At 53.7% G+C, this 24000-nt stretch carries 20 protein-coding genes and 1 riboswitch; of the genes, 14 read left to right on the top strand and 6 right to left on the bottom strand.

Annotated elements, in window-relative coordinates:
- Nucleotides 1–7 precede the first annotated feature (7 nt).
- A complete protein-coding gene (locus MKZ07_RS21850; RefSeq protein ID WP_036691910.1) occupies nt 8–1177 on the bottom strand; it encodes an ATP-grasp domain-containing protein in 1170 nt (389 codons plus the stop codon).
- 96 nt (nt 1178–1273) lie between these two features.
- On the bottom strand, nt 1274–1705 hold the full coding sequence (locus MKZ07_RS21845; protein ID WP_036691913.1) for a MarR family winged helix-turn-helix transcriptional regulator: 432 nt from the start codon (nt 1703–1705) through the stop codon (nt 1274–1276).
- Nucleotides 1706–1938: 233 nt separating this feature from the next.
- Here MKZ07_RS21845 and MKZ07_RS21840 point away from each other — a divergent pair, with 233 nt between their 5' ends.
- From MKZ07_RS21840 to MKZ07_RS21830, 3 genes are all read left to right on the top strand, one after another.
- Entirely contained in the window at nt 1939–3405 is a 1467-nt protein-coding gene (locus MKZ07_RS21840) for an MDR family MFS transporter (protein WP_036691916.1), read from the top strand.
- A 116-nt stretch (nt 3406–3521) separates the two neighbouring features.
- Nucleotides 3522–4004 (top strand): transcription elongation factor GreA, encoded by a 483-nt coding sequence (greA, locus tag MKZ07_RS21835; RefSeq protein WP_036691918.1) that lies wholly within the window; start codon nt 3522–3524, stop codon nt 4002–4004.
- 181 nt (nt 4005–4185) lie between these two features.
- Nucleotides 4186–5112, top strand: a complete 927-nt coding sequence (locus MKZ07_RS21830; RefSeq protein WP_036691919.1) for an AEC family transporter — start codon at nt 4186–4188, stop codon at nt 5110–5112.
- Between the two features lie 60 nt (nt 5113–5172).
- Here MKZ07_RS21830 and MKZ07_RS21825 read toward each other — a convergent pair whose 3' ends face one another.
- From MKZ07_RS21825 to MKZ07_RS21810, 4 genes are all read right to left on the bottom strand, one after another.
- On the bottom strand, nt 5173–5559 hold the full coding sequence (locus tag MKZ07_RS21825) for a VOC family protein (RefSeq protein WP_036691922.1): 387 nt from the start codon (nt 5557–5559) through the stop codon (nt 5173–5175).
- Between the two features lie 81 nt (nt 5560–5640).
- Nucleotides 5641–6501 carry a helix-turn-helix domain-containing protein gene (locus tag MKZ07_RS21820; protein WP_036691924.1) on the bottom strand — a complete coding sequence of 287 codons (861 nt, stop codon included), beginning with the start codon at nt 6499–6501 and terminating at the stop codon, nt 5641–5643.
- Nucleotides 6502–6627: 126 nt separating this feature from the next.
- Entirely contained in the window at nt 6628–7803 is a 1176-nt protein-coding gene (locus MKZ07_RS21815; protein ID WP_036691927.1) for an ATP-binding response regulator, read from the bottom strand.
- A gap of 8 nt (nt 7804–7811) precedes the next feature.
- The gene (locus tag MKZ07_RS21810; protein ID WP_235218355.1) at nt 7812–11294 is read right to left on the bottom strand and encodes a response regulator; all 3483 of its coding nucleotides are present in this window, start codon (nt 11292–11294) and stop codon (nt 7812–7814) included.
- A gap of 347 nt (nt 11295–11641) precedes the next feature.
- Nucleotides 11642–11745: riboswitch (purine riboswitch) on the top strand.
- A 179-nt stretch (nt 11746–11924) separates the two neighbouring features.
- Here MKZ07_RS21810 and MKZ07_RS21805 point away from each other — a divergent pair.
- The 11 genes from MKZ07_RS21805 (at nt 11925) to MKZ07_RS21755 (ending at nt 23996) form a co-directional block, all read left to right on the top strand.
- A complete protein-coding gene (locus MKZ07_RS21805) occupies nt 11925–12530 on the top strand; it encodes a xanthine phosphoribosyltransferase (protein ID WP_036691931.1) in 606 nt (201 codons plus the stop codon).
- A complete protein-coding gene (locus MKZ07_RS21800; protein WP_036691933.1) occupies nt 12524–13822 on the top strand; it encodes a nucleobase:cation symporter-2 family protein in 1299 nt (432 codons plus the stop codon). Before MKZ07_RS21805 ends, MKZ07_RS21800 begins: the two co-directional genes overlap by 7 nt.
- Before the next feature lie 137 nt (nt 13823–13959).
- A complete protein-coding gene (locus MKZ07_RS21795) occupies nt 13960–17031 on the top strand; it encodes a hybrid sensor histidine kinase/response regulator (RefSeq protein WP_341027496.1) in 3072 nt (1023 codons plus the stop codon).
- A gap of 39 nt (nt 17032–17070) precedes the next feature.
- Nucleotides 17071–18207, top strand: coding sequence for a response regulator (locus MKZ07_RS21790; RefSeq protein ID WP_036691937.1), 1137 nt, complete (start codon nt 17071–17073; stop codon nt 18205–18207).
- A gap of 146 nt (nt 18208–18353) precedes the next feature.
- Nucleotides 18354–18572, top strand: coding sequence for a hypothetical protein (locus MKZ07_RS21785; protein ID WP_036691939.1), 219 nt, complete (start codon nt 18354–18356; stop codon nt 18570–18572).
- A 29-nt stretch (nt 18573–18601) separates the two neighbouring features.
- Nucleotides 18602–19288: a hypothetical protein gene (locus MKZ07_RS21780; RefSeq protein WP_036692216.1), complete on the top strand. Its 687-nt coding sequence runs from the start codon at nt 18602–18604 to the stop codon at nt 19286–19288.
- Entirely contained in the window at nt 19285–20508 is a 1224-nt protein-coding gene (locus MKZ07_RS21775) for a glutathionylspermidine synthase family protein (RefSeq protein WP_341027495.1), read from the top strand. The genes MKZ07_RS21780 and MKZ07_RS21775 overlap by 4 nt, the downstream gene beginning before the upstream one ends.
- Nucleotides 20495–21148, top strand: coding sequence for a hypothetical protein (locus MKZ07_RS21770; protein WP_036691942.1), 654 nt, complete (start codon nt 20495–20497; stop codon nt 21146–21148). Before MKZ07_RS21775 ends, MKZ07_RS21770 begins: the two co-directional genes overlap by 14 nt.
- Entirely contained in the window at nt 21145–21537 is a 393-nt protein-coding gene (locus MKZ07_RS21765) for a DUF350 domain-containing protein (protein ID WP_036691943.1), read from the top strand. The genes MKZ07_RS21770 and MKZ07_RS21765 overlap by 4 nt, the downstream gene beginning before the upstream one ends.
- 92 nt (nt 21538–21629) lie before the next feature.
- Nucleotides 21630–22646 (top strand): potassium channel protein, encoded by a 1017-nt coding sequence (locus MKZ07_RS21760; RefSeq protein ID WP_036691946.1) that lies wholly within the window; start codon nt 21630–21632, stop codon nt 22644–22646.
- 189 nt (nt 22647–22835) lie between these two features.
- A complete protein-coding gene (locus MKZ07_RS21755) occupies nt 22836–23996 on the top strand; it encodes a hypothetical protein (protein ID WP_036691950.1) in 1161 nt (386 codons plus the stop codon).
- Nucleotides 23997–24000 lie beyond the last annotated feature (4 nt).

Here is a 24000-nt window from a genome sequence, read left to right as displayed (position 1 = left end):
ACACATCCTATCCCTCTTCTTGTTGAATATAGCCTCTAATGTCTCTGACCTCCGAAAGCTCGGGGGAACGGAACTGATAAGCGCGGTTGCCCATCGCTCTGCTGAAGACCTCTTCAATCTCGTCATAATTGACAATCTTCCCGCCGAATTCACGGTAGATGTCCTCATGGCTGTGAGCGTAATGCTTATGATTCTTGCGGCTGGCATAGCCGGTATAATATTTGCCTTCGTATGGACCGCCAACCTCATTGTGCACAACCATGCTGGCCCATTCCTTATACACATTGACATCATAGGCGAAGTTAATCGCATCAGTCATCCAGGCGCCGGGCGGACGCATATTCACTTCCAGGGCAATGATCCGGCCATCCTTGTGCGATTTGAACAGCTCGATATGGAAGAACCGTTCCCGGATGTCAAAAGCCTGCAAAATGCTCCGCCCTGCCTCCTCAACCTCCGGACTGATCTCCCGCAGACAGAAGTAGTAGAGGTGGTTGTCCGTATTGACGACATCCATCACACTGTTCTCGAACAGGTGGCTGACCGCGAAGCGCACATTCCCGTCCCTGTCCACCAGGCCGTCATAGGTGAGAATAACTCCGTCTATGAATTCCTCAATAATGAAGGCTACATCCTCCGGCTTCGTGTCAAAAAAGTGCTGGAGCTCCTCTTCGTTATTGATCTTATACGTATTACTGGCCCCGGAGCCAAGATCGGGCTTCACCACCAGCGGGAAGCCGGCGCTCTGGATGAAGCTCTCTACGCTGTCACGCGTTGTACCGGTGGAGAACTGGACAGTGCTTACCCCGCTTTTGCGAAAAAACTCCTTCATCTTGGACTTCTGCTTGAGATTATGGACGAAATCCGACTTGGTGCCATAGATGTTGAAGTCCGTACGGATGGCGGCATCCTGCTCCAGCCAGTATTCATTCAGCGACTCGAAGCGGTCAATCTTGCCGTACTTATGGGTGAAATAGCCAACAGCCCGCAGAATCTCCTCATAGCTCTCCAGATTGCTTACCTTATAGTATTCGGTCAGTGCCGATTTCAGCTTGTCCTCCAGCTGGTCATAGGCTGCATCGCCAATTCCAAGCACCGTGGCCCCCTGCTCCCGCAGATGCGTACAGAATTCAGCGCTGTTCTTGGGGAAATGCGGGGAAAAGAAAATAAAGTTCATGCAGACCGGCCCCTTTGACTAAAATATAATTCCGAGTTGTTTTGTATGATTAATTCAATCTACCAGCTTCGCCAGCATCCGTCAATCCTCTTTGTGCTATTTTTGCTGCAGGGTGCGGTTGAGCCGGGCGAGCAGTCCGCTGAAGAGTCCGCAGTCCTCCGGGGACCAGTCCTCGAAGATCTCCCCGTAGCGCGCAAGCCGGATGTCCCGGGCCTCGGCGAAGGTCTGTGCACCAAGCGCAGTAAGCTGAAAATAGCTGGAGCGCCCGTCCTGCGGATCCGGCACCCGCTCCACATAGTTCTTCGCCTCCAGGACGCTTGTCTGTCTGCTGATGGTAGAGGTGTCAAGGCCGAATTGTTCGGCTAGCGCCTTAACGCCTACCTTGTCGTGCGTCGACAGATGGTGGAGCAGGGTATACGAGGAGCGGTCCAGCCCGCCATGCTTCTTATCCAGCGAGCCGTGGCGGATCAGCGTAATCAGCTCCTGATTCAGAGCTTCGAGGTGCTTGTCCTTCTGTTCATCAGCCATAGTTAGATTCCGTCCTTTACTGGTAACTTTGTCATTTGTCATATGTCTCCCTAGTATAATTGATAATACCGGCCTTATGCTAAGGCTGTCTGAGATTCTCGCCTCATTATGAAAGAATCATGAAATAAGTCACATTGACTTTCAAATACATAGTTGTATAATACACATATATTAATTTAATTGTATCATACACCTATATTAAGGTGAACCGCAAAATAGAGGAGAGAGCGCCCTTGAGCAGTCCGGCGGCAAAACATTCATCATTCTGGCTGATTATTCTGGCCATTTTTTTCGGTAATTTCATGGCTATTCTCAGTACAACTACCATTAATGTTGCGTTCCCGGTTTTCTTGAAGGACTTCCACGCCGGGATCAGCACCGTACAGTGGATGATTACCGGCTATCTGCTGGCTACCGGCGTCATTGCGCCTGTGGTGGGATATTTCGGGGATAAATGGAGCTATAAGGTTCTCTACGTATTTGCCCTGTCGGGCTTCACCTTGTTCTCGGCACTATGTACGGTGGCCTGGAATATTCACTCACTGATTACCTTCCGCATTATCCAGGGAATATTCGGCGGCCTGATTATCCCCACCACCATGACGATGATTTATCAGTTTATCGAAAAAGAAAAGCAGGCCTTCGCCATGAGCCTCTGGAGCCTGTCCTCGATGCTGGCGCCTGCCTTCGGCCCGACACTCGGCGGCTGGCTGACCGGATACTTCGGCTGGAAATCGCTGTTCGTGATTAATCTGCCGATTGGCCTGATTGCCATTGCCGTAGCGCTGAAGTGCCTGCCGTTCCAGCGGCAGAACACCGGGAGCAGAAGCTTTGATCTGCCGGGCTTCGTCACAGTCATTCTGAGCAGCGCCTTCATTATTCTAGCCTTCAATAAAGGGGGCGCCTGGGGCTGGATGTCATGGAACACCCTGACCCTGCTGCTGGTTGGGGCGGCGGCTTTAACGTATTTCATCCGCAGGGAGCTGTCGATCCAGGAGCCGCTGCTGAATCTTAAGGTATTCCGGCAGAGCCGGTTCACCTACAGCCTGATCATCAACTGTATTATCACCGTTGCGTTATACTCGGGGACCTTCCTGATCCCAGTCTTCCTGCAGGATATCCAGCAGTCCACCCCGCTGAAGACCGCGCTGGTGCTGCTGCCGGGCTCGATCGTGATGGCTGTTCTGTCCCCGGTGGTCGGCAAGCTGTACACCCGGATCGGCCCGTTCTGGCTGATCCTGGGCGGTATTCTGCTGCTAAGCGCCTCGACCTGGGAGCTTGCCCACATCACGCTGGCCGTGACCCATACCCGTGTGGCGGTGCTTATGGCGGTGCGCAATGTCGGCATTGCACTGGCCTTCATGCCGGTGACCAATGCCGGCATGTCGGCGGTGCCAAGAGCCATTACCGGCCATGCCTCCTCTGTAACCAATTGGGTCCGCCAGGCTACAGGTGCCTTATCCATTGCTGTATTCAGCTCGCTGCTCGCTTCCAGATCGCTTGCCCATCAGCAGGAACTGGCGGACGGGACGGCCCGGGCAGCGGGTTCTCTGCTGAAGGCGCAGGGGATGACGATGGGCGTACAGGATATTTTCCTGATCGCTACGGCAGTGGGACTGCTGGCTATTCCGCTGACCTTCCTCCTGAGAGGCAGTAGCGGCAAGCCAGCAGCTGCCCCTGCTCCGCAGGTGGAGACTTGAAGCCGTGACTCCGCCGTAAATACTCCTTTATCATGCGTTATAGCGCTTTCTCTTCGCATGTTGGGCGATTATGAGTTAGAATACTATAAAGCGAGCAAATCATAGGAGTTGTATACATGTCTAATAATGACGAAGTATTTTTGACCAAAGAGGGCTTGGCCAAGCTGGAGGAAGAGTTGAGGGAACTTAAGGGAGCAGGGCGCAAGGAGCTTGCAGCCCGGCTTAAGCTGGCGATCAGCTACGGCGATCTGAAGGAGAACAGCGAATACCACTCCGCCAAGGAGGATCAATCCTTCATGGAGACCCGCATTATGATTCTGGAGAAAATGCTGATCAAGGCGCAGATCGTGGATGCCAGCAATATGGATCTGAGTACAGTCAGCGTAGGCTGCATCGTTATCCTCAACGATGTAGAGTACTCGGAGAAGATCGAATATAGAGTGGTTGGACCGGCGGAAGCCGATGTGCTGGACAACAAGATCTCCTACGAGAGCCCGCTCGGCAAAGAGCTGATCGGCAAAAAGGTAGGCGATATCATCAGCGTCAACGCGCCGATGGGAATCATCAAATACGAGCTGCTTGAGATCAAAATGCTGTAAACCGAAGTCCTAACCGGAATCCCGTGGCCCTTAATTTGAGGGTGCGGGATTTTTGTTATGTTTTGGGGCGGGGGGCTGCCCATAGGCAATTGCTATTAAGGATATTGCTTCCTTGTCTTAGACGCTCCCTGCTAAGGAGGGTTATAGTAGAAATAACTACTACATAGAGGAGTCCTGGCTTGTGATTCAGACTGTACTCACGACACTTGTTGAGGTCATCGTACCGCTGTCCATTCCGGTGGCCGCCGGAGCGCTGCTTGGACGATATAAGCAGCTTGATACGAAGCCTCTGCTGACGCTGTATCTGTATTTTCTCAGTCCGGCTATTATTCTCGACACGCTGGCTACGGCGGATATCTCCTTCGATGATGTCTATAAGACACTCGCGTTCTCGCTGCTGAATCTGTTCCTCTTATGGAGCGTGGCGACGCTGATCGGCAAAATCCTCAAGCTGGCTCCGCCGGAAGCCGCTGGTCTTACGCTCATCTCCACCTTCACGAACAGCGTCAATTACGGCCTGCCGCTGGTGCAGCTGGCCTTCGGCCAGCTGGGCCTGGACAAGGCATCGGTTTACGTCATCGCCCAGATGGTGATTGTGAATACGATCGGCGTGTATTTTGCCGCCCGTTCACAGTTCTCCGTACGCAGCGCGTTGAAGTCAGTCTTCTCGCTACCGGCTATTTACGCCGCCATTCTGGCACTGCTGCTGCGGGCGCTGGGCCTGCATATGCCGCATGAGCTGGCTTCGGGGGTGTCGATGGTTGCCGGTGCCTATTCGCCGGTTGTGCTAGCGATTCTCGGCGCGCAGATGGTGAAGGTCAGAGCCGCGCACACGGAGCGCAATGTGCAGCTGGCCTTCTGGACGGGGCTGACCGTCCGGCTGGTGCTGGCTCCGCTGCTGGCCGCGCTGGTGCTGCTCGCCCTGAACATCACAGGCCCCCTTTTCTCGGTGCTGCTGATTCTGGCTTCCATGCCCGTGGCTGTCAATTCCGTCGTCCTGGCCGAACGCTTCGGCAGCTCGCCTGGGCTGGTCTCGCGCTGTATCGTCTGGACGACGCTGGCCTCTTTCCTGGTCCTGCCCGTGCTGATTGCGGCGGTGGGGGGATAGGGCGCGGGCCGAATGTATGCGAAAAACCGAATAAAGGGGCAATAATGCCCCTGGAAGTAATTATTCGGACACAGACACTTCACTCATCAAGGCATGTACATTCTTATCGGGGTCCTGAAAGAACGTCATCCAGGTTGCGGTTTGACCCATCTCAGCCACTTTATGCGGCTTGTCCAGGAAATGTACATTCCGCCCGACTAACGTTTCGTACGATGCGTGAATATTGTCAACCTGGAAATAGAATACCGAGCTGGGATGGTCGAACCGCGCGTCTTCAGCAATACTCAAGACCAGCTGAATCCCGTTACACTCCAGGAAGGTCATGTTCGGGATTTGAAATAACAGGTTTAGGCCTAGAGTATCTTGATAGAACCGGGTGGCTGCTTCCATGTCATGTACCCGAATGGATATTTGCCCGATGCCTTTAATTTGGAATTCTGAATTCATGTAAATATCGCTCCCTTGTGTAGGTTGTATGTTCCACGCAGTAAATGTAACATGTGCGGATGAAGATTTACTTTTCCAAAATCACTTTTTTCTAAACATCTGGGGCGATAATCCCGTTCTTTGTTTAAAAACCTTATTGAAGGAAGAGACATTGTCGAAGCCAACACTTAGGCTAATCTCGGTTACACTGTTTTCCGTTTGACAAAGGAGACGCTGTGCTTCAAGTATCCTTTTTTCAAGGATGAACTGGTGTGGTGTTCTTTTAAAAAAGTGACGGAAGTTGCGGATTAGATGGTTTTTAGAGAGACATGCGACTTTTGAGACTTCTTCAAGAGACACGTTTTGGTTGTAATACGCATGTAAGTACTCGTATGCTACGGTCAACCGCCGGAACAGCTCCTCCCTGGTGGCCGGGCGCGTGCCGGGGACGGTACTAATTTCTTGAACAATCTTCTGATGGACGTTAAGCAGTGCTTGAATCAGATTTTGATACTGTTCATCGACCCAGAGATTCTCGCTGCCGAATACAGGTAAGGATTGCTTAAAGTTCTCGATAAGCGGAGTGATCAAGTGACTATGACGGTATGACTTTGTATAAAATTGCAGCGGGTGCTTAGATTGTGAGAATGGATCGTCTAAAGACTTTTCTGCTCCGACATGAATAGCTCTAAGAAATTCTTCAGCATAACCTGCCTTGAAAAATACGCAAAAAGAGTCGACCTCTGTATCTGACTCAATGGCTATCCCGTACGGCTCCCCCTCATTTAAAAGGAGATAGCCCTCTTCCTCCACAGCATAATGACCTAGCTTTGTTTTGTAATAGGCACGACCATTCCGAAATGTCTTGATCGAAAGGGGGCCAGCGCCTTCCCAATGATGAGTTGTACTTCGGGCTTGCAGAACGAAGTTCCGCTGGAACAAAGGGAATGTGGAGGTTCCCATCTATACAATTCATCCCTTTCCGCAATTGGTTCATTCCATTCTACAATAGTCCTCACCGATAACAAAGAAGCTCCCTCTTCATCATCTGAAGGGGGAGCTTCTTTCATACAATCAGCGGCCAGGGTCTCAGTCCGGCTGGCCCTCAGCGACCTGGATGGTGAAGATGAAGGTAGCTCCGCCCACCACATCCGGCTTGGCATAGATCGTACCGCCCATGAGGTCGACCAGCATTTTGCAGATGGACAGACCGAGTCCGGTGCCGCCGAACTTGCGGTTGATGGTGGCTCCAATCTGGGTGAACGGCTGGAACAGGTATTTCATCTTGTCCGCCGGAATGCCGATCCCCGTATCTTCGATAATGAACTCTAGCTCCAGCAGCTGGTCCATGACCTGCCGGAGGCGGACATCCACCTTGACGCCGCCGGAATGCGTGAATTTGATGGCATTGCCGATCAGGTTATTGAGTACCTGACGCAGACGGTTGGGGTCACCGGTGAGCAGGGCAGGGATGTCAGGATCAATAAAGGTCTCCAGAGTCAGGCTGCGTTCTCTGGCCAGCGCCCGGAACAGATCAACGGTCTCCTTGAGGCAGGAGTGAAGATTGAACAGCTCGTAATCGAGCTCCATTTTACCGGATTCGATCTTGGTGAAGTCCAGGATATGTGTAATGACAGAGACAAGCGCGTGACCGCTGGTATGAATGATCTCAGCCATCTCCTGGTCGTCAGCGGACAGCTCGGAGGAACGAAGCACATCTGACATGGCAATAATTCCGTTCAGCGGGGTACGGATCTCGTGGCTCATCATGGCGAGGAAGCCGCTCTTGATCCGCAGTGCCACCTCGGCCGTCTCCTTCAGCTCGGTCAGGATGCTGTTGGCGGTCTCCAGCTCCCGCGTTTTGAGCTGCAGCTCCTTGTGGGTCTGGTAGAGACGGACGAAGCCGTCAATCTTGCTTTTTAACACGGTCGGATGGAACGGCTTAGTCAGGTAGTCAATTGCTCCGACCGAGTAGGCCATCATATAATTCTCCAGTTCGGAGGTCAGCGAGGTTAAGAAAATAATAGGGATATCCCGGGATTTCTGACGCATCTTAATCCGCTTCGCCGTTTCAAACCCGTTCATGCCGGGCATGAGCACATCCATAATGATCAGGGCGAACTCCTGCTCCAGCAGACATTTCAGAGCATCCATGCCGGTGAGGGCATGAACCAGCCGGTAGGGCGACTCGGCCAGCAAAGCCTGAATGGACAGGAACTCGTCTGTCCGGTCATCTACAACCAAAATATTAATCGGATACTCCATGCTGCCTCCTATTGAATCAACCATAATTTCAGCACTCTCACCAGTTGTGTGGTATTAATCGGTTTGGATATATAATCGTTAGCTCCTGCTTCAAGGCATTTGACCCGGTCTTCCTCCAGGGCGCGGGCGGTCAGCGCAATAATGACGATCTGATCATAGCCCGGGTTACGCCGGATATGCTCCATCGTCTCGTAACCGTCCATCTCCGGCATCATGATATCCATGAAGACCAGTTCAACGCCCGGGTGGGTCTCCAGATGCTCCAGGGCTTCTCTGCCATCCTGGGCAAAGCTGATCTCCATATTATAACCTTCCAGCACACTGGATAACGCAAAAATATTACGCATATCATCATCCACAAGCAAAATACTTTTGCCGGCAAAGGCGGACTCCGGATTATGCAGATTCTCAATCAGGCGCTGCTTATCCAGAGGCAGGTCTGCATGCTTGCGGTGGAGGTACAGGGCAGTATCATCATAGAGACGTTCCATTGAACGCACGTTCTTGATTACAATACTCTCAGCGTAGTGCTTAAGGCGCTGCTCATCTGTCTTGCTCAGATCCTTGCCTGTATAGATAATGACCGGCAGGGTCTGCAGCTTGCGGTTGGTCTTGACCTGCTCCAGCAGGTCGAAGCCGGAAATATCCGAGAGGCCCAAGTCAAGCACCATACAGTCAAAATGATGGCTCGCCAGATGCTCCATTGCTTCTCTTCCGGTACCCACCGCAATAATGTTCACATCGGGATGGGCGATGAATTCAACAAGACTGCCGCGCAGAACCTTGTTGTCTTCGACAATCAGCAGACTCTTCACCGGACGGCGGATATAAGTCTCGATCTGGAGGAAGGCTGCTTCCAGCTCCGCATAATCATTCGGCTTCTTCCAGAAAGACAAAGCGCCCATCGACAGGCTCTGCTGGTTCTCCTCGGCTGTAGAGATTACATGCACAGGGATATGCCGCAGCTCCGGCCGGCTCTTCAGGCGGCTGATAATGGACCAGCCGTCCAGAACGGGAAGATGCAGGTCCAGCAGAATAGCATCAGGCTTATAGGCATGGGCCAGGGCAAGTCCCTGATCGCCCTGGAAGGCGACGATGGCCTTGAAGCCCCGGCTGCGCGCCAGCTCCAGCAGCCGGGCGGCGAATTCGGCGTCCTCCTCGATAATTAGCAGGGTAATATCCCCGCTTAGCAGATTGCCCCGGTCATCATCCATCTCCGCATATTGCAGCAGCTTCGGATTGGAGATGGAAATGTCGGGCACGAAGGACTCGCGGAAGGCCGGATTCTCACGGCGGATAGGCTCGGAAGCCGGAATCTCCGGAGAGGCTGCTGCTGAATAGGCTGCGGCAGCAAGGGTCTGGGCATCCTCTCCTGGTTCCACAGCGGGAATAATCAGGGAGAAGGTGCTGCCCTTGCCCTCCATGGAATCCACCTCAATTCTTCCGCCGAGGAGTGTAGCCAGCTCCCGGCAGATCGTGAGGCCGAGGCCAGTGCCGCCGTATTTGCGGCTGGTGGTGCCGTCCGCTTGCTGGAAGGCTTCGAAGATGCTCTCCAGCTTAGAGGCGGCGATGCCGATACCGGTGTCGCTGACGGCGAAGATAACCTCCCCGCCGCTGGTGCGGATCGACAGGGAGACGGAGCCTTGCTCCGGTGTGAATTTGATGGCGTTGGATAACAGATTATTCAAGACCTGCTGCAACCTATGACCGTCGGTCATCAGATAATCAGGCAGCCGGTTGTCGGAATGGACATCGAACCGCAGGTTCTTCTTCTTGGCCTGCTGTTCGAAATGGCGGTGGACATGATTGCTGAGATCGACCGGGGAGACCGGCTCGATGACCGGGGGCATTTTGCCGACCTCCAGCTTCGCCAGATCAAGAATCTCATCGATCAGCTGCAGGAGATCCTTGCCTGCCGAGAAGATCGTATGCACGTATTCCAGCTGCTTCGCTTCCAGATTGCCGTCCTTGTTCTCGGCAAGAATCTGCGAGAGGATCAGCAGGCTGTTCAGCGGGGTGCGCAGCTCATGGGAGACATTCGCCAGGAATTCTGATTTGTACTGTGCAGCCATGAAGATCTCCTGTGCCTGAGCCTGGATCTCCTCTTTCTGCTTCTCGGTAAGCTCGACTTGAAGCAGCAGCTGATCATGGGAGGCGGCCAGCTCCTCCTTCTGGGTCTGAAGCTCATCGGCCTGAGCCTGCAGTGTATCTGTCTGGGACAGCAGCTCCTCCGTCTGGGCCTGGAGCTGCTCCTTCTGCTCCAGCAATTCACTTGTCTGGGCCTGCAGCTCATCGGCCTGATCTGCAATCTCGGACTTTTGCAGCTCCGTGATTTGCAGCTGCTTCTGCATATCGCGGTTTGCCGCAGAGATCTCATCCGCCTGGGCCTTGATCTCAAGGGTTTGCCGGCGGGAAATCTCCATTTGATTCTGTAATTCCAGATTGGAGGCGTGCAACTCCTGTGTCTGTTGCTTGAGCTCATCGGCCTGGGCCTCAATCTCGGCTTTTTGCTCCTCTGTCAGCTGCATTTGCGTCTGGAGGTGTTCATTGGAGCTTAGCAGGCTCTCAGCCTGAACCTCCAGCTCTGTCTTCTGGTCATGCAATTGCTCAGTCTGCATCCGGAGCTCCTCGGTCTGAGCCGCAAGCTCCTCGGTCTGAGCTTCAAGCTCCTGCGTCTGGGCCAGCAGCTCCTCGGTCTGAGCTTCCAGTTCATCCTTCTGCTGTTGTGTCTCATTCAACAATTCTTCAATTCTGGCGACATCCGCCAGCGTATTCATCAGCACGCCCATGTTCTGTCCGGTGCGTTCAATCAGCTGCATCTCCTTGGAGCTGAACGGGCTTAAGGCCGCCAGTTCCATGACAGCTACAACTTCCTGTTCATGCTTAATAGGAACGATAATCAGCGAGGAAGGGGCAGCTTCTCCGAGGCCGGAGCGGACCTTGATATAATTCTCCGGGAGATCCTGCAGAACGATCATCTGCTCATCCAGTGCGCATTGTCCGACCAGGCCGCTGCCCAGCGGTATGGATTCCTGTTGTCTTGCGGCATCATCGAAGGCATAGCCGGCTGCGAAGTCCAGCTGACTGCCCTGCTTCAGATAAATAGCCCCGTAGCTTCCGCCGACAGCGGTAGCCAGCCTGCGGATGAACACACGTGAGGCTGTTTTCAGCTGGACAGAGCCCTGAAGCAGCAGCGCCATCTCTGACACCTGCGTATTAAGCCAGGCCTGTTCCTCGGCTCTAAGCCGCAGCTCGCGCTCTTCAGCGGTTCTGTGGTGAAGGTCAGCTGCCAGCCCGAAAAAGGAAGCCGCCAGCTGCCCGAATTCATCCGTCCGCACAGTAGCCGCCGCCGCAGGGTTAAGACGGTCTGCGGCGATATCCTGCGAGATCTCCATAATCCGCTTCAGGCCGCGGTCTACATTCCGTCCGATACTGTAAAGAAGTCCGATACTGACCAGAATGCCGACCGAACCTAACCCTGCTGCAATCATGCGCGAGCCACCCTCCATAAAGAGGAGTGATATAGTAATCATACTGCCTAGAAGCAGTATAGTAGCTGAAGTTGCTAACCAAACCTGTTGTTTTATTCTCATTGTTCGCCGCCTTTGTTCAGTTAGAATGTTAAGCTATATAATTATAGCTTTTATGGAACTTCAGTGATATAGAAGACAGGAAGAAAACACCGTACACCTAAAATTTACAAGGCGCTCCGGAGTCAGGCCTGCTTTTGCCTGGGGTTTCATGAAAACTTTGAAATCACCGCAATTTACTTAAAATTTTGCTTGTAAGCAGCGGGGAGAGCGTGTAAGATAACAGACATGCTTCATGAATAGATTTCATATAACAGATTCATATAACTCATATAATCTTGGGAATATGGCCCATAAGTTTCTACCGGATAGCCACTGTAATTATCCGACTATGAGTGAAATAGCGCATCTAGGGTTCCGTTTCTTGTGCTGCGGCACGGGAAAGGCTGGTCCAAGCGATGCGGACACGTATATGTGTTACACCACCAAGGGACAAAAACCCAGAAGGACAGATTCACTTGAGAGAAACACTCAGGGAATCTGTCCTTTTTTATATCCGTTTTTTATTTCTAAGGAGGAAGATCCGCCGTAATGAAAGTATTGGAAGAACGTATTAGACAAGAAGGCTTAATTCTATCGGAGACTGTACTGAAAGTAGACTCGTTCCTGAACCATCAGGTAGACACAGCGCTTGCGCTTGCGATCGGGAAGGAATTCGCAGCGGTCTTCGGGGACCGGCAGATTACCAAGGTGCTGACTGTAGAGGCGAGCGGCATCCAGTTCGCCATGGCGGCGGGAATTGCGCTGGGCGTGCCGTTCATCTACGCCAAGAAGAAGAAGGCAGTCACCTTGTCCGAAGCGGTGTATTCGGCACCGGTTCACTCCTTCACCCGTCAGGAAGACTACCAGATCAGCATCTCGCAGAAATATCTCGGGCCGGCCGATACCGTATTGATTGTTGATGATTTCCTGGCTACCGGTGCGGCACTTGTAGGGTTATGCGATATCGTAGCAGAGTCCGGGGCGCAGCTGGCCGGGGTCGGCTGTGTCATCGAGAAAAGCTTCCAGGAGGGCCGCGGTCTGCTGGAGCAGCGCGGAATTCCGGTGTATTCTCTGGCACGGATTGCTTCCATGTCGCCGGGGGAGATTCATTTCATAGATAATGAAGGATTAATCAAGGAGAGTGCAGGATGTTAAGCAAACAGAAGATATTCGCCCTAGGGCTTCAGCATGTACTGGCGATGTACGCCGGAGCGGTCATTGTACCGCTGGTTGTCGGGGGAGCGCTCAACTTGAATGGTACGCAGATGGCGTATCTGATTGCAGCGGATCTGTTCACCTGCGGACTGGCAACTCTGCTGCAGATTATGGGCAGCAAATATTTCGGAAGCGGACTGCCGGTGGTTCTCGGCTGTACCTTTACGGCCGTTAGCCCCATTATCGCCATCGCTTCAGGTTCCAATCTGGCAACGGCTTATGGCGCAATCATTATCTCCGGGTTGTTCGTGGTGCTGGCAGCTCCGGTGTACGGGAAGCTGCTGAAGTTCTTCCCGACCGTAGTCACCGGCTCGGTAGTCACAATCATCGGACTGTCGCTGATTCCCGTTGCGATGAATAATGTGGCCGGCGGCCAGGGAAGCGCCGACTTCGGGCAGCCCCGCAATCTGCTGCTGGCTCTGATTACTCTGCTCGTTATTCTGGCCGTGAACCGGCTGACCACAGGGTTCCTGCGCTCCGTATCTGTGCTGGTAGGACTTGTAGTGGGTACTGTAATCGGCTATGCCATGGGTATCGTGCATTTCTCTACCGTGACCACAGCCTCCTGGGTCAGCGTTGCGCAGCCGTTCTACTTCGGCTGGCCGCAGTTCAGCATCACCGCGATATTCACAATGATTATCGTGAATATCGTGTCTATGGTCGAATCGACAGGGGTCTACTTTGCCGTTGGTAAGGCGACGGACCAGCAGGTGGAACAGAAGCAGATCGTGAACGGCCTGCGCTCCGAGGGACTGGCCATCATGCTGGGCGGCCTGTTCAACGCCTTCCCGTACACCGCATTCTCCCAGAATGTCGGCTTACTGTCGCTGACGCGGGTGAAGACGCGGAATGTTATTTTTGCGGCTGGCGGAATTATGATCGTACTCGGTCTACTGCCTAAGCTGGCAGCATTGACTACAGTTGTGCCGAATGCGGTGCTGGGCGGGGCGATGATTGTCATGTTCGGCTCGGTCGCCGCTTCCGGCATGTCGATTTTGTCCGATGTGGATCTGCGCAAGGACGGCAATCTGCTGATCGCCGCCTGCAGCATCGCGGTGGGCCTCGGCTCTGCGGTGCTTCCGTCCATGTTCGACCAGCTGCCGGAATTCGCCAGAATGCTGCTGCAGAACGGAATCGTATCCGGATCGCTGACAGCGATCATTCTCAATATCTTCTTGTCGAAGACCCAGGAGAGTGTGGTTCCTGCAGCCGCCGCTCCGGAAACAAAGTAAAATATTCCATACACGTAACTCTAATCAGATGAACAGCCGATTCCGAAATAAATGGAACTCGGCTTTTTTTTGCTTCAGATGAACGGAGCCTGTTGTATAATTTATACAATGACAACTAGAAGGGACTGGCAGAGGATATGAGAAGGTATTGGCTGAGTATTCTCGGCAGTCTGGTGCTGGTGCTGATCGTTCCGCTGCTCTCGGTCCTCCAGACACATCAGACCAAGGGAGACAGGCCGCAGGCCGTGCAGGGCGTGATTGACCTTCGCTCCTGGGACTCCCGCCACGACGGAATTATGAAGCTGGATGGAGAGTGGGAGCTGTACCGTGATGTGTTGCTGTCGCCCGGGGATTTCCATCCGGTGAATGCAGGTAAGGAGGTTCCCGCTGCCTCTACGATGATTCAGGTTCCGGGGAAGTGGAACGACGAGATCGCTGAAGAGGGCGAGCGCAGAGCTAAAGGCTATGCTACTTACCGCCTTCAGGCGAAGATTACTCCAGGGGAAGCTGTAGTCTATGGTCTGCGCACCAGCAACATCCGGAGTGCGGGCAAGGTCTATCTGAACGGACAGGAGATTGGAAGCAGCGGAACTCCGGCAGCCTCGCCCTCTGAGGGTAGACAGAATAACATGCCTTTTATGGGATTCGCCTCGGTAACCGGGGATACCCTGGAGATTATTGTGCAGGTGGCTAACTACAGCTACTCTTCAGGCGGAATCGTTCAGCCGATTGTAATCGGTAATCAGGCCGCTATTTTGAAGCACAGGGAATTTGCCCTGTTTGTAGACGGGGCTTCATTGATCGGATTCTTCGTGTTATCTCTCTTCCTGCTGATGTTCTCCAAGGTGAGGGAGAGCCGGGGGGTCACATTGTATCTGGGCTTGTTCTGCATAGCGGCCTTTGTCTACATTTTCACGCATGGCGAAAAGCTCATCCTGACGGCGCTGCCCGGCTTCCCTTACGAGATTATACTCAAGCTGCAGCTCGCGTCCTCTACACTGGTCTATTATTATCTGCTGCACTATGTCGCCAATTCAGTGAATTACCCGATGTCTTTCGGGGTAATTAAGGCCTCCAGGCTAGTTACGGCATTCCTGCTGCTGATTGCTGCCTTCGTCCCGGCCTATCTGTTCAGCTATCTGGAGGTGCTGCTGCTGACCTGGGGCTCGGTAAGCCTGGGCTTCGTGCTCTACTCCATGGTCCAGGGCACCCGGAGAAATCCGAAGAATATGTTCCTGATGATGGTCAGCATCGAGAGCCTGAGCGTGGTTATTATCTATTATCTGGTCAGCTTCATGGGCCTGGGCTTCAGCTATTTCATCCTCTCCTACGAGATTCTTCTGTTCGGGTTCGTACAGGCAATTCTGATGACCCGGCAATACGCAGCCTCCTTTCAGGAGGTGGAACAGCTCTCCCGCCGCCTTTTGTCGCTTGACGGATTGAAGGATGACTTCATCTCTGACACCTCGCAGGAGCTGCGGAGACCGCTGCAGGGGATTGTCAACATGGCCAAGGTGCTGGCACAGGGTACGGCCGGCTCCATCAGCGCTGCCCAGCAGGATCAGTTGCTCACGATTGTCTCCACCGGCAAGCGGCTTACAGCCCTAATCCATGATATGTCGGACTTCGCGAAGCTGAATCACGGCGCGCTCTTCCTCCGCCGGCAGGCCGTCGATCTCCGCATGGCAGCTTCCTCCATTATGGCGGTCACCCGTCAGGTCTATGGCAACAGCCAGCTGGAATTCCGGCTGAATCTGCCCGGGCAGCTTCCGCTGCTGGAGACGGATGAGCAGCGGCTTGCCCAGATCCTGCATAATTTATTGGCAAATGCAGTGAATTATACGCCCAGAGGCGTGATAACGCTGTCTGCTGAGGTTAAAGAAGAGTATGTTGCCATTATCATAACGGATACCGGTCAGGGCATCCCGCCTGAGCGTCTGCGTACGATCTTCGATGCAAATGATCCAAGCGGTCCTGCCGCGAGTAAGGTCTACCGGGAGAACGGGCTTGGCCTCAGTATTACCCAGAGACTTGTAGAGCTGACAGGCGGAGAGATTGCGGTGCATTCCGAGCTGGGGCACGGCTCGGTCTTCAGCTTCACCCAGCCGGTATTGCAGCGAAGCAATGCGCTGCTGGAGGAGGCATTCGGGGAGCTTCACGGCTGGGAGACAGCGCCTTCGTACCCGCTTCCTGGAGAAGAGCCTGTGCTGCTGCCGTCTGAGGACTGTTGCTCCATTCTGGTAGTGGATAATGATCCTGTTAATCTTCGCGTGCTGGTTGGCGTACTGCAGCTGGATAACCATTCAGTGATTACCGCCAGCAGCGGGGCTGAGGCGATTCAGATCATCCAGCAGCATCCTGAGCTTGATCTGGTGATTGCCGACTGGGTGATGCCGGAGATGCCTGGGCTTCTGCTCTGCAAGGCCATCCGTGAACGGTTCACTTTGTCCGAGTTACCGATTCTGCTGCTCATGGCGAGCAGCCGGCCTGATGACATTCTTGCAGCCTTCGAGGCTGGAGCGAATGATTATCTGAGCAAGCCGGTGGAGGTGCGCGAATTCAAGGCACGGATGCAGACCCTGCTGGATATGCGCAAGTCGATCCGCGTATCCGTCCAGTCGGAGATTGCTTTCCTGCAGGCGCAGATTAAGCCGCATTTCTTATATAATGCGCTGAACGCAATTATCTCGGTCTGTCCGGTGGACCCGGACAAGGCCACAGAGCTGCTGCTGGACCTCAGCCAATATCTGCGGAGCAGCTTCGACTTCCAGAACCGGGGACAGACGGTTTCTATGGAGAAGGAGCTGGGACTGGTCAAATCATATCTTGCGCTGGAGCAGGCACGATTCGATGAACGGCTGAATATTGAGTTCGATGTACCGGAGGATGTAATGGCGATGGTTCCGCCGCTAAGCATTCAACCGATTGTGGAGAATGCCGTGAATCATGGCCTGATGCAGAAGGAGGCCGGAGGGACAGTAAGGCTGACCGTCGAGCTGCTGCCGGGCAGGCTCAAGGTAGCGGTCACGGATGACGGTGTAGGCATGACCCCGGAGAAGATTGCAGAGATCCTCTCGGAAGAGCGGACAGAGGGGGGCATTGGACTGCGCAATATTCAGCACCGTCTGCTCAAGATGTACGGAGCAGGCCTGAATATCGACAGTGCACCGGGAAGGGGGACCGCTATATCATATACCATCCCCACCTAAAGGCAGCTGAGAACGACGAAGAGGAGGTGAGTCCGGACGATGAAGGCCATATTGATTGACGATGAGAAACCGGCACTGCAGCATCTGGAGCGTATGCTCCAGAAGGATGGACGTCTTACGATTACCGGGAAATTCACCTCGGCACGCCTGGGGCTTGCGCATCTGGAACGGGAGAAGGCGGATATTGTATTCCTGGATATCGGGATGCCGGAGATGAACGGACTGGAAGCCGGTGAATACATTGCCGGGCTGGACCGGAGTATCCGGATTGTCTATATCACCGCGTACAGTGAGTATGCTATCGAAGCCTTTGAGCTCAATGCTGCAGATTATTTACTGAAGCCGGTGACCTCCCAGCGCTTAAGCAAAACCCTTGAGCGTCTGGAGGTCGGCAAGGAGAGCGCTGAAGGGAAGATGCCGCCTGCCCCGGCGTCTGCGGCGCCCGTTAAGGAGCTGTCCATCCTCTGCTTCCACCGCCTTGAATTCACAGACAGCACGGAGCCGGGGCGCAAAATGCAGTGGAGAACAAGCAAGGCGCAGGAGGTCTTCGCCCTGCTGCTGCATAACCGCGGCCAGTGGATACTCAAGGACACCATTGTGGATCTCGTCTGGCCCGATTTCAAACCGGAGAAGGCCGTTACGAATCTGCATACAACGGTATACCATATCCGCAAGCTGCTGAAGGCTTGGGATATGGAGGTGCTTGTGGAATTCTCACAGGAGCGGTACAGGCTGACCAAGGAGCAGGTGCTGCTGGATGTGGAGGAGTTCGAGCTGGGCTACGCCGGTACGCCAGTGGAGTCCGAAGAGGAATGGCTGCGCCGGGAAAAAATACTGAAGCTGTACCGTGGAGACTATCTGCAGGAGCATCATTACGACTGGGCAGAAATCCGGCGCAAGGAGCTGCAGGTCCGGTATATCCGCATGGCGCTGCATTCCGCCGAATATGAGCTGTCCTCCGGGCGGCCCCGGCTGGCGCTGGAGCGGCTGCTGGATCTGCAGGCAGCAGATCCTTATTCCGACCAGCTCTGCAGGCTGATTCTGCGAAGTTACGCCGACCTGGGGGATTTCATCGGGTTCAGGACACACTACGATAAGTACAAGGAGCTCCTGGAGAATGAGCTGGGTATCCGCCCCGATCAGGTTATGGACAGCTGGGTCCAGAAGGTATTGTAAGCCCGTAGCCGGCCACTGCAAAACTGCTTGTTGTCATTATTATTTATATGCTGTGGTATACATATTCAAGGCTGCGGAGTTGAAACGAAAGCGTTCATGACAGCGTATCAGAAGCATACGAATATTCAAGAGGAGATGGAGTGGGAATGGATAACGGGTTGAAGGTCATCCTGTTCGAGAAGCTGCCTGAAGGCGACCTGCAAATGATTGAAGAGCGTGTCTGGAGCATGAATATGGTCACGGCGCTTGAACATGTCAATTATATTGTCGTTGGCGGCCGTGAGTTCGAGGCGGTTGAGGGAAGGCTGAATGTGGATGAAGGGAAGCTGGAGCTTCTGCTGGTTCCCATGCGTACGGAGGGTTAAGGATGAATACCAGGAAAGGAGGTCTCAAGTTGGCAAAAGACGAAAGTGCTAAAGAGCCCGCAATCAGCAGGCTGTTCACGCCGGACGGCAAACCGGTCCGCGTATTATCCACCTCGCTCGGCATTGCCCTGCTGGCTAACGCATTATTCATTCCCGGCGGCGCAGGCGCAAGCGGCAACGGCGGCGAGGAGCCTAAGCTGGTCTCCTGGTCTACCGAGGAGGTTAAGCAATATTTCGATAAGAATGTAGACTGGAATATTCCATACCCGGAAGACCAGGAAGAGAAAGTTCAGGAAGGGCAAGGGGCTGTGACCTCCGGCGGTACGACGGTAATCAACAACTACGGCGGCTATAACTCGGGGTTCGGCTGGGATGATGTGCTTCTGTACCACATGCTCTTCAATAGCGGTTCGTTCTATTCCTCCAGAGGCTGGTACAATGACCGGCCTACTTATTATGGAGGTACACGCAATACCTATAAACCGCCCTCCTATAATAGCGGACGATTCCAGAACAAGCCGGTGGCCGGCTCAGTGGTGAAGCCGAAGACTTCAACTTCATCCACCGGCTCTATTACAAGAAGGAATACCTCTTCCAAATCGGGCGGCATCGGGGGTACCTCCAGCGGCCTGGGTTCGAGCAAATCCAAATCCGGCTCCAGTAAAAGCTCCGGCAAAAGCTCGGTGCGCTCCGGAAAGAGCGGGTTCGGCGGATGATCCAGGCGGAGCAGGCATTCGAATATATAGACCAGTCCGGTCTGGAGCGCGCTCCCCGGGTAGAGCGGCTGCATGAGCTGGGCTTCACCTGGGCGGATCTGGAGGAAGAGGAATACTGGCTGGACGCGGTGGCTGTGATGCGTAGTGAGACCTACGAGGAATTGAAGGAAGCCGCCGCAGCGCTCTGGGCGATTCTGGATAAGGCCGTGCGTTATGTCCATCTCAGACATGACCTGTACGACCTGCTGGGGATTCCTCCGGTGCTGTGGCAGATGCTGGATGACTGTCCATTGCCGGAGCCGGGACTAATCAGCCGGTATGCCCGGTTCGATTTTTCCGTGGCAGGGGATGGTACGATCAAGCTGCTGGAGCTGAATGCGGATACTCCCACCGGTTATGTGGAAGCATCTATTGCTACGCCGTGGATCTGCGCGGAAGCAGGCGTCGGAAGCGCAAATGCGGCCATGAAGCAGCAGCTTGCCGCAGCCTGGAGCGTGGAACGGCCTGACACGGTAGCCTGTGTGGATTATGGCAGCCATGAGGAAGACAGTGGAACGATTGAGGCGCTGGCCGCGCATAGCGGACTGGATGTCCGCTGTGTCGATTGCCTGGATCTGTGGATTGATGAGGGCGTGGTCAAGGACGGGGAGAACCGGATCATAGAGCGGATGTTCGCGCTGTATCCGAAGGAGTGGATGGCCGTAGATGAAGGCGGCGAGGCTCTGGCCTATGCCATTGAGAGCGGGAAGCTCCAGCTGTTCAATGGACCACATAGCATCATCCTCCAGTCCAAGGGGCTGATGGCTGCTGTCTGGGGAATGTATGAGCTTGGCCTGCTGTTCACGGAGACGGAACGTGAGGCAATCTCCCGTTACATCCTGCCGACATACAATAAGGCGGTCTTCTCAGAGAGCTTTGTATCCAAATCCGTATTCGGCCGTGAAGGAGGATCTGTACGGATCTTCGATGACAACGGCGCGCTTGAGATCGAGGACGAAGAGGGCTACGACAGCAGCCAGCTCTTCCCCGTGGTCTATCAGAAAAGGGCCGAAATGGCCCGGATCATGACGGCGGAGGGTGAGCTGCACCTGCTGACCGGCATGTTCGTTATTAACGGAACGCCCTGCGGGCTGCTTGGCCGGGCCGGCGGGCCGATTACAGGCAATGCCAGTCATTTTATCGCGCTAGGAGTGAGGGGGCTTGAAGATGTTCAAGAGTAGAGAGGGGCGTGCTGCCGGGCACAGATCCCGGAGCGCCCTGCTGACTGCAGTGCTGCTATTGGCGGTTATGGTGCTGAGTGCATGCTCAGCGAATAGTGGCAGTGTATTTCACACGGGTACTAATACAACGGATAATGTATCACGTGTACCATGGGATTACCGGGTGGTGGAAGGCAAGGTTGGCGATCTGGTCGGCAGCGATATGACTATATTGCCGGATAATGAGCTGCTTCCCAACGACGGGAATTATGCTACAGGCGACACGGTCTGGACGCTTCAGTTCATGGACGCCGAGCTGGTGACGGATGCCGACCAGAAGAATGAGATCAAGCTGTCCGCCTGGACGACGCTTAAGTCTTACGCCGACCAGAAGGCAGCCACGGAGGATCTGGCTAATCTTAAAGTATCCATCACAACGGATGTAGACCTGGTTGGTGTGTACAAGACGGAATACCAGAGCAAGACCAGAAATTTCGCAGTGCTGGAGCTGCCTTCCGGCAACCGGATTAAGCAGCCGATTGACGACAAGCGTTATACCGCACTGGAGAAACAGAAGAAAGTCTCTGTGGTGCTGGAGGAAGTACATGATTTCGCCGACTATGATTCGGCCTATGCGAAATTTCGGGGGTGGGCTAAGTGACGATCGTAATTAATCTGGTGGTCAGTATTCTGACCATTGTTCTGCTTCAAGTGCTGGGTATGGTAATCTTCGCGCTCATGACTCCCTTCAAGGATATGGAGGAGCTGAAGAAGGGGAATGTGGCAGTAGCGCTGGCGTTCGGCGGCAAGTTCCTGGCGACGGCGGTCATTCTTGGGGTGGCCGCCTACACCAATACCTCCATCTGGTTCATGATGCTCTGGTTCGCGGTAGGCTATGTCTGCCTGATCGCTTCTTACTGGATCTTCGAGCTGTTCACTCCCGGTTTCCGGATTTCAGAGCAGCTGGAGAAGGGTAATGTTGCGGTTGGTGTCATGCTCTGCATGGTGTTCATCGGGACGGCCTTCGCAGTCAGCAGTCTGATTATTTAGTTTTGGCAGTCGGGCGGCGGCTGTGCCCCGCAAGGGACTCGGCGCAGGCTGCTGCCCGCCGGCCCAATTCACCCGGGAGGCAGGGATGAGCGTTGCATTTTCTAATCCAATTATCCGGCAAGTTGCTCCATCTCAAGAAGAAGTCCATTGCTTTTATTATTCTGGTCTTCATTCTTCTAAGCGCAACCATCGCCTTCCTGCTGGAGCCAGGCACGTTTCATAGCTGGTTCAACGCCTTTTATTGGGTGATGACCACCATGGCTACTGTAGGGTATGGCGATTATTTCGCCGCTACCGTCACCGGTAAGGTATTTACAATTTTCTTATATATCTTTGGCATTGGTCTGCTCAGCTTGGTGATCGGCAAGATTATTGATGCCATGGGCGAGATGCAGCGCAGGAGAGGAGCCGGAACCTTGACCTTTCACGGACATAATCATGTCGTGCTGATTAACTGGAACCGCAAGACACAGGCGGCAGTAGATGAGATTCTGTGTTACGACAGGGAATGCAAAGTGGTCATTATTGATGAGAACGGACGGCATCCGCTGGAAGCCATGGAGCAGGTCCACTTCATCAGCGGAGATGCCGCAAGCGATGACATTCTGCTGAAGGCGAACATCGCGAGCGCCAGAGCAGCGATTGTGTTCAGCGACACCCGTATCGACGAAGCTTCCTTGAGCGACGGCAAGTCACTGCTGATTGCTTCCAGCATTGAGCGGATTGCTCCGCAGGTACATACAACCGTAGAGATTATGCAGGAGAAGAACATTAAGAACTTCAAGCATGTGCAGGTGAACGAGTTCGTCCTCTCCCATGATGCGATCTCCAGATTAGCCGTCCGCTCTGCCCTGCAGGAAGGAAATTCTGAGGTGATCACCCAGCTGCTCAGCCGCGAGCACGGGGATGATATCTATGAGATTCCCCGCCGCAGCGGCTGGACAACCTATGGGGAGGCCTTTCAGGACCTGCTTCGCCAGGGGGCGACCCTGCTGTCCGACCGCGGTGATCTGGGCATTAACCGTAAGCTTGGCCAGCCGATTCCGGCAGATGCCAGACTCTACATCGTCGCCGATGAGGCCACGTACCGGAGAATTAAAGAGAGCTAGAGGCAATACCAAGGTATTCATAGGAGCTGTTCCGGTCGTTAAGACCTGGAGCGGCTCTTTTTTTGGGACAAAAAGGAGAAAAATGTGATGCTGACACATAATGTTCGAAGAAACAGTAAATAATGTGACAATAATTACCGTTATATTAGTATGAATCAATTGCAAGTTGTCATTTAAGGATGTGATCGATTGGGAAGCGGATATAAGAAGGCTGCTGTTCTGGGGATGTCGCTGCTCCTCTTAACCTCCTGCGGCGGTAATCAGGCCGGGCCAGCGCCATCCTCTCCCGGCTATACTCCGGCGGTCTCTCCTGCAGGGACTACACGGCCGGATGAAGCGCCGCAGCTAGAGCCTACACTGGAACAGCAGGAATTATTCAATTTCATAAATACGCAGCTTACAGGACCCGATGGTGTATATACGAATCTGAAGGAGACCTCTGAATCGGCAGAGGTGGCTACCGGCCATGAGATTCTAAGCGAGTCCGCTTCTCTTCTGATGGAGACCGCCGTCCGGACCCGCAATCAGGAGCTGTTCGACCGGCAGTGGGAGACAGCCCGGAGAACCTTCGATATGGAGGGTGGTTTCAGCTACCGCTACAGTCCCAAGCAGCAGAAGCGTTATCCCGTGAATGCAGCGGTGGACGACCTAAGGATGATCGGAACGTTATATGAGGCGGGGCAGGCATTTGACCAGCCGGAATATACCAGAGAAGCCGATAAATATGGAGAACGTTTCTATAAAAACAACACTAAAAAAGGTTACATTTATGACATCTATGACAATTATTTGAAAATGGTCAACGGATTCGTAACTTTGTGTTATATTGATCTGAGTGTATTGCAGAAATTGTCGATATCTAGCGAATTACAAGAGAATTTGTTGAATAATATGAGCGGTATTTTGGAGGAGGGATATTTGTCCGATTCTTTTCCATTCTATGAGACCCGCTTCGATTACAAGAGTGGACAGTACAGCTCTGAAGGCATCAACTCGGTAGAATCTCTGCTGACTATTCTGCATCTGGCAGAGACTGGACGTCAGCGGCCGGCAAGCATCAGCTACATTAAAGCTCAGGTCGCAGCGGGAACCTTGTTCGGACAATATACCCGAGAGGGCAAGCCTGCTAATGACATTCGTTCAACAGCGGTCTATGCGCTCACTGCCATGATTGGAGCTGTGCTGGAGGATGGTGACCTCTATCAGTCCAGTATGGGCCGGATGAATGAATTCAGGGTGACAGATCGTTCAAGTCTGCTATATGGCGGCTTCGGTGATCCTGCCTCCGGGCAGGCGTACTCTTTTGACAATCTCATGGCACTGCTGGCTTACTCCTATAAGGCGCCTTAATATA

The sequence above is a fragment of the Paenibacillus sp. FSL P4-0338 genome, from assembly GCF_038002365.1.
GTDB lineage: Bacteria > Bacillota > Bacilli > Paenibacillales > Paenibacillaceae > Paenibacillus_AQ.
This window is presented reverse-complemented; position numbering and strand designations above follow the sequence as displayed.

Coding starts and splice junctions, on each gene's coding strand:
- MKZ07_RS21850 (WP_036691910.1), bottom strand. CDS start 1,177: ATGAACTTTATTTTCTTTTCCCCGCATTTCCCCAAGAACAGCGCTGAA.
- MKZ07_RS21845 (WP_036691913.1), bottom strand. CDS start 1,705: ATGGCTGATGAACAGAAGGACAAGCACCTCGAAGCTCTGAATCAGGAG.
- greA (WP_036691918.1), top strand. CDS start 3,522: ATGTCTAATAATGACGAAGTATTTTTGACCAAAGAGGGCTTGGCCAAG.
- MKZ07_RS21825 (WP_036691922.1), bottom strand. CDS start 5,559: ATGAATTCAGAATTCCAAATTAAAGGCATCGGGCAAATATCCATTCGG.
- MKZ07_RS21820 (WP_036691924.1), bottom strand. CDS start 6,501: ATGGGAACCTCCACATTCCCTTTGTTCCAGCGGAACTTCGTTCTGCAA.
- MKZ07_RS21815 (WP_036691927.1), bottom strand. CDS start 7,803: ATGGAGTATCCGATTAATATTTTGGTTGTAGATGACCGGACAGACGAG.
- MKZ07_RS21810 (WP_235218355.1), bottom strand. CDS start 11,294: ATGATTGCAGCAGGGTTAGGTTCGGTCGGCATTCTGGTCAGTATCGGA.
- MKZ07_RS21805 (WP_036691931.1), top strand. CDS start 11,925: ATGAAAGTATTGGAAGAACGTATTAGACAAGAAGGCTTAATTCTATCG.
- MKZ07_RS21800 (WP_036691933.1), top strand. CDS start 12,524: ATGTTAAGCAAACAGAAGATATTCGCCCTAGGGCTTCAGCATGTACTG.
- MKZ07_RS21795 (WP_341027496.1), top strand. CDS start 13,960: ATGAGAAGGTATTGGCTGAGTATTCTCGGCAGTCTGGTGCTGGTGCTG.
- MKZ07_RS21790 (WP_036691937.1), top strand. CDS start 17,071: ATGAAGGCCATATTGATTGACGATGAGAAACCGGCACTGCAGCATCTG.
- MKZ07_RS21785 (WP_036691939.1), top strand. CDS start 18,354: ATGGATAACGGGTTGAAGGTCATCCTGTTCGAGAAGCTGCCTGAAGGC.
- MKZ07_RS21775 (WP_341027495.1), top strand. CDS start 19,285: ATGATCCAGGCGGAGCAGGCATTCGAATATATAGACCAGTCCGGTCTG.
- MKZ07_RS21770 (WP_036691942.1), top strand. CDS start 20,495: ATGTTCAAGAGTAGAGAGGGGCGTGCTGCCGGGCACAGATCCCGGAGC.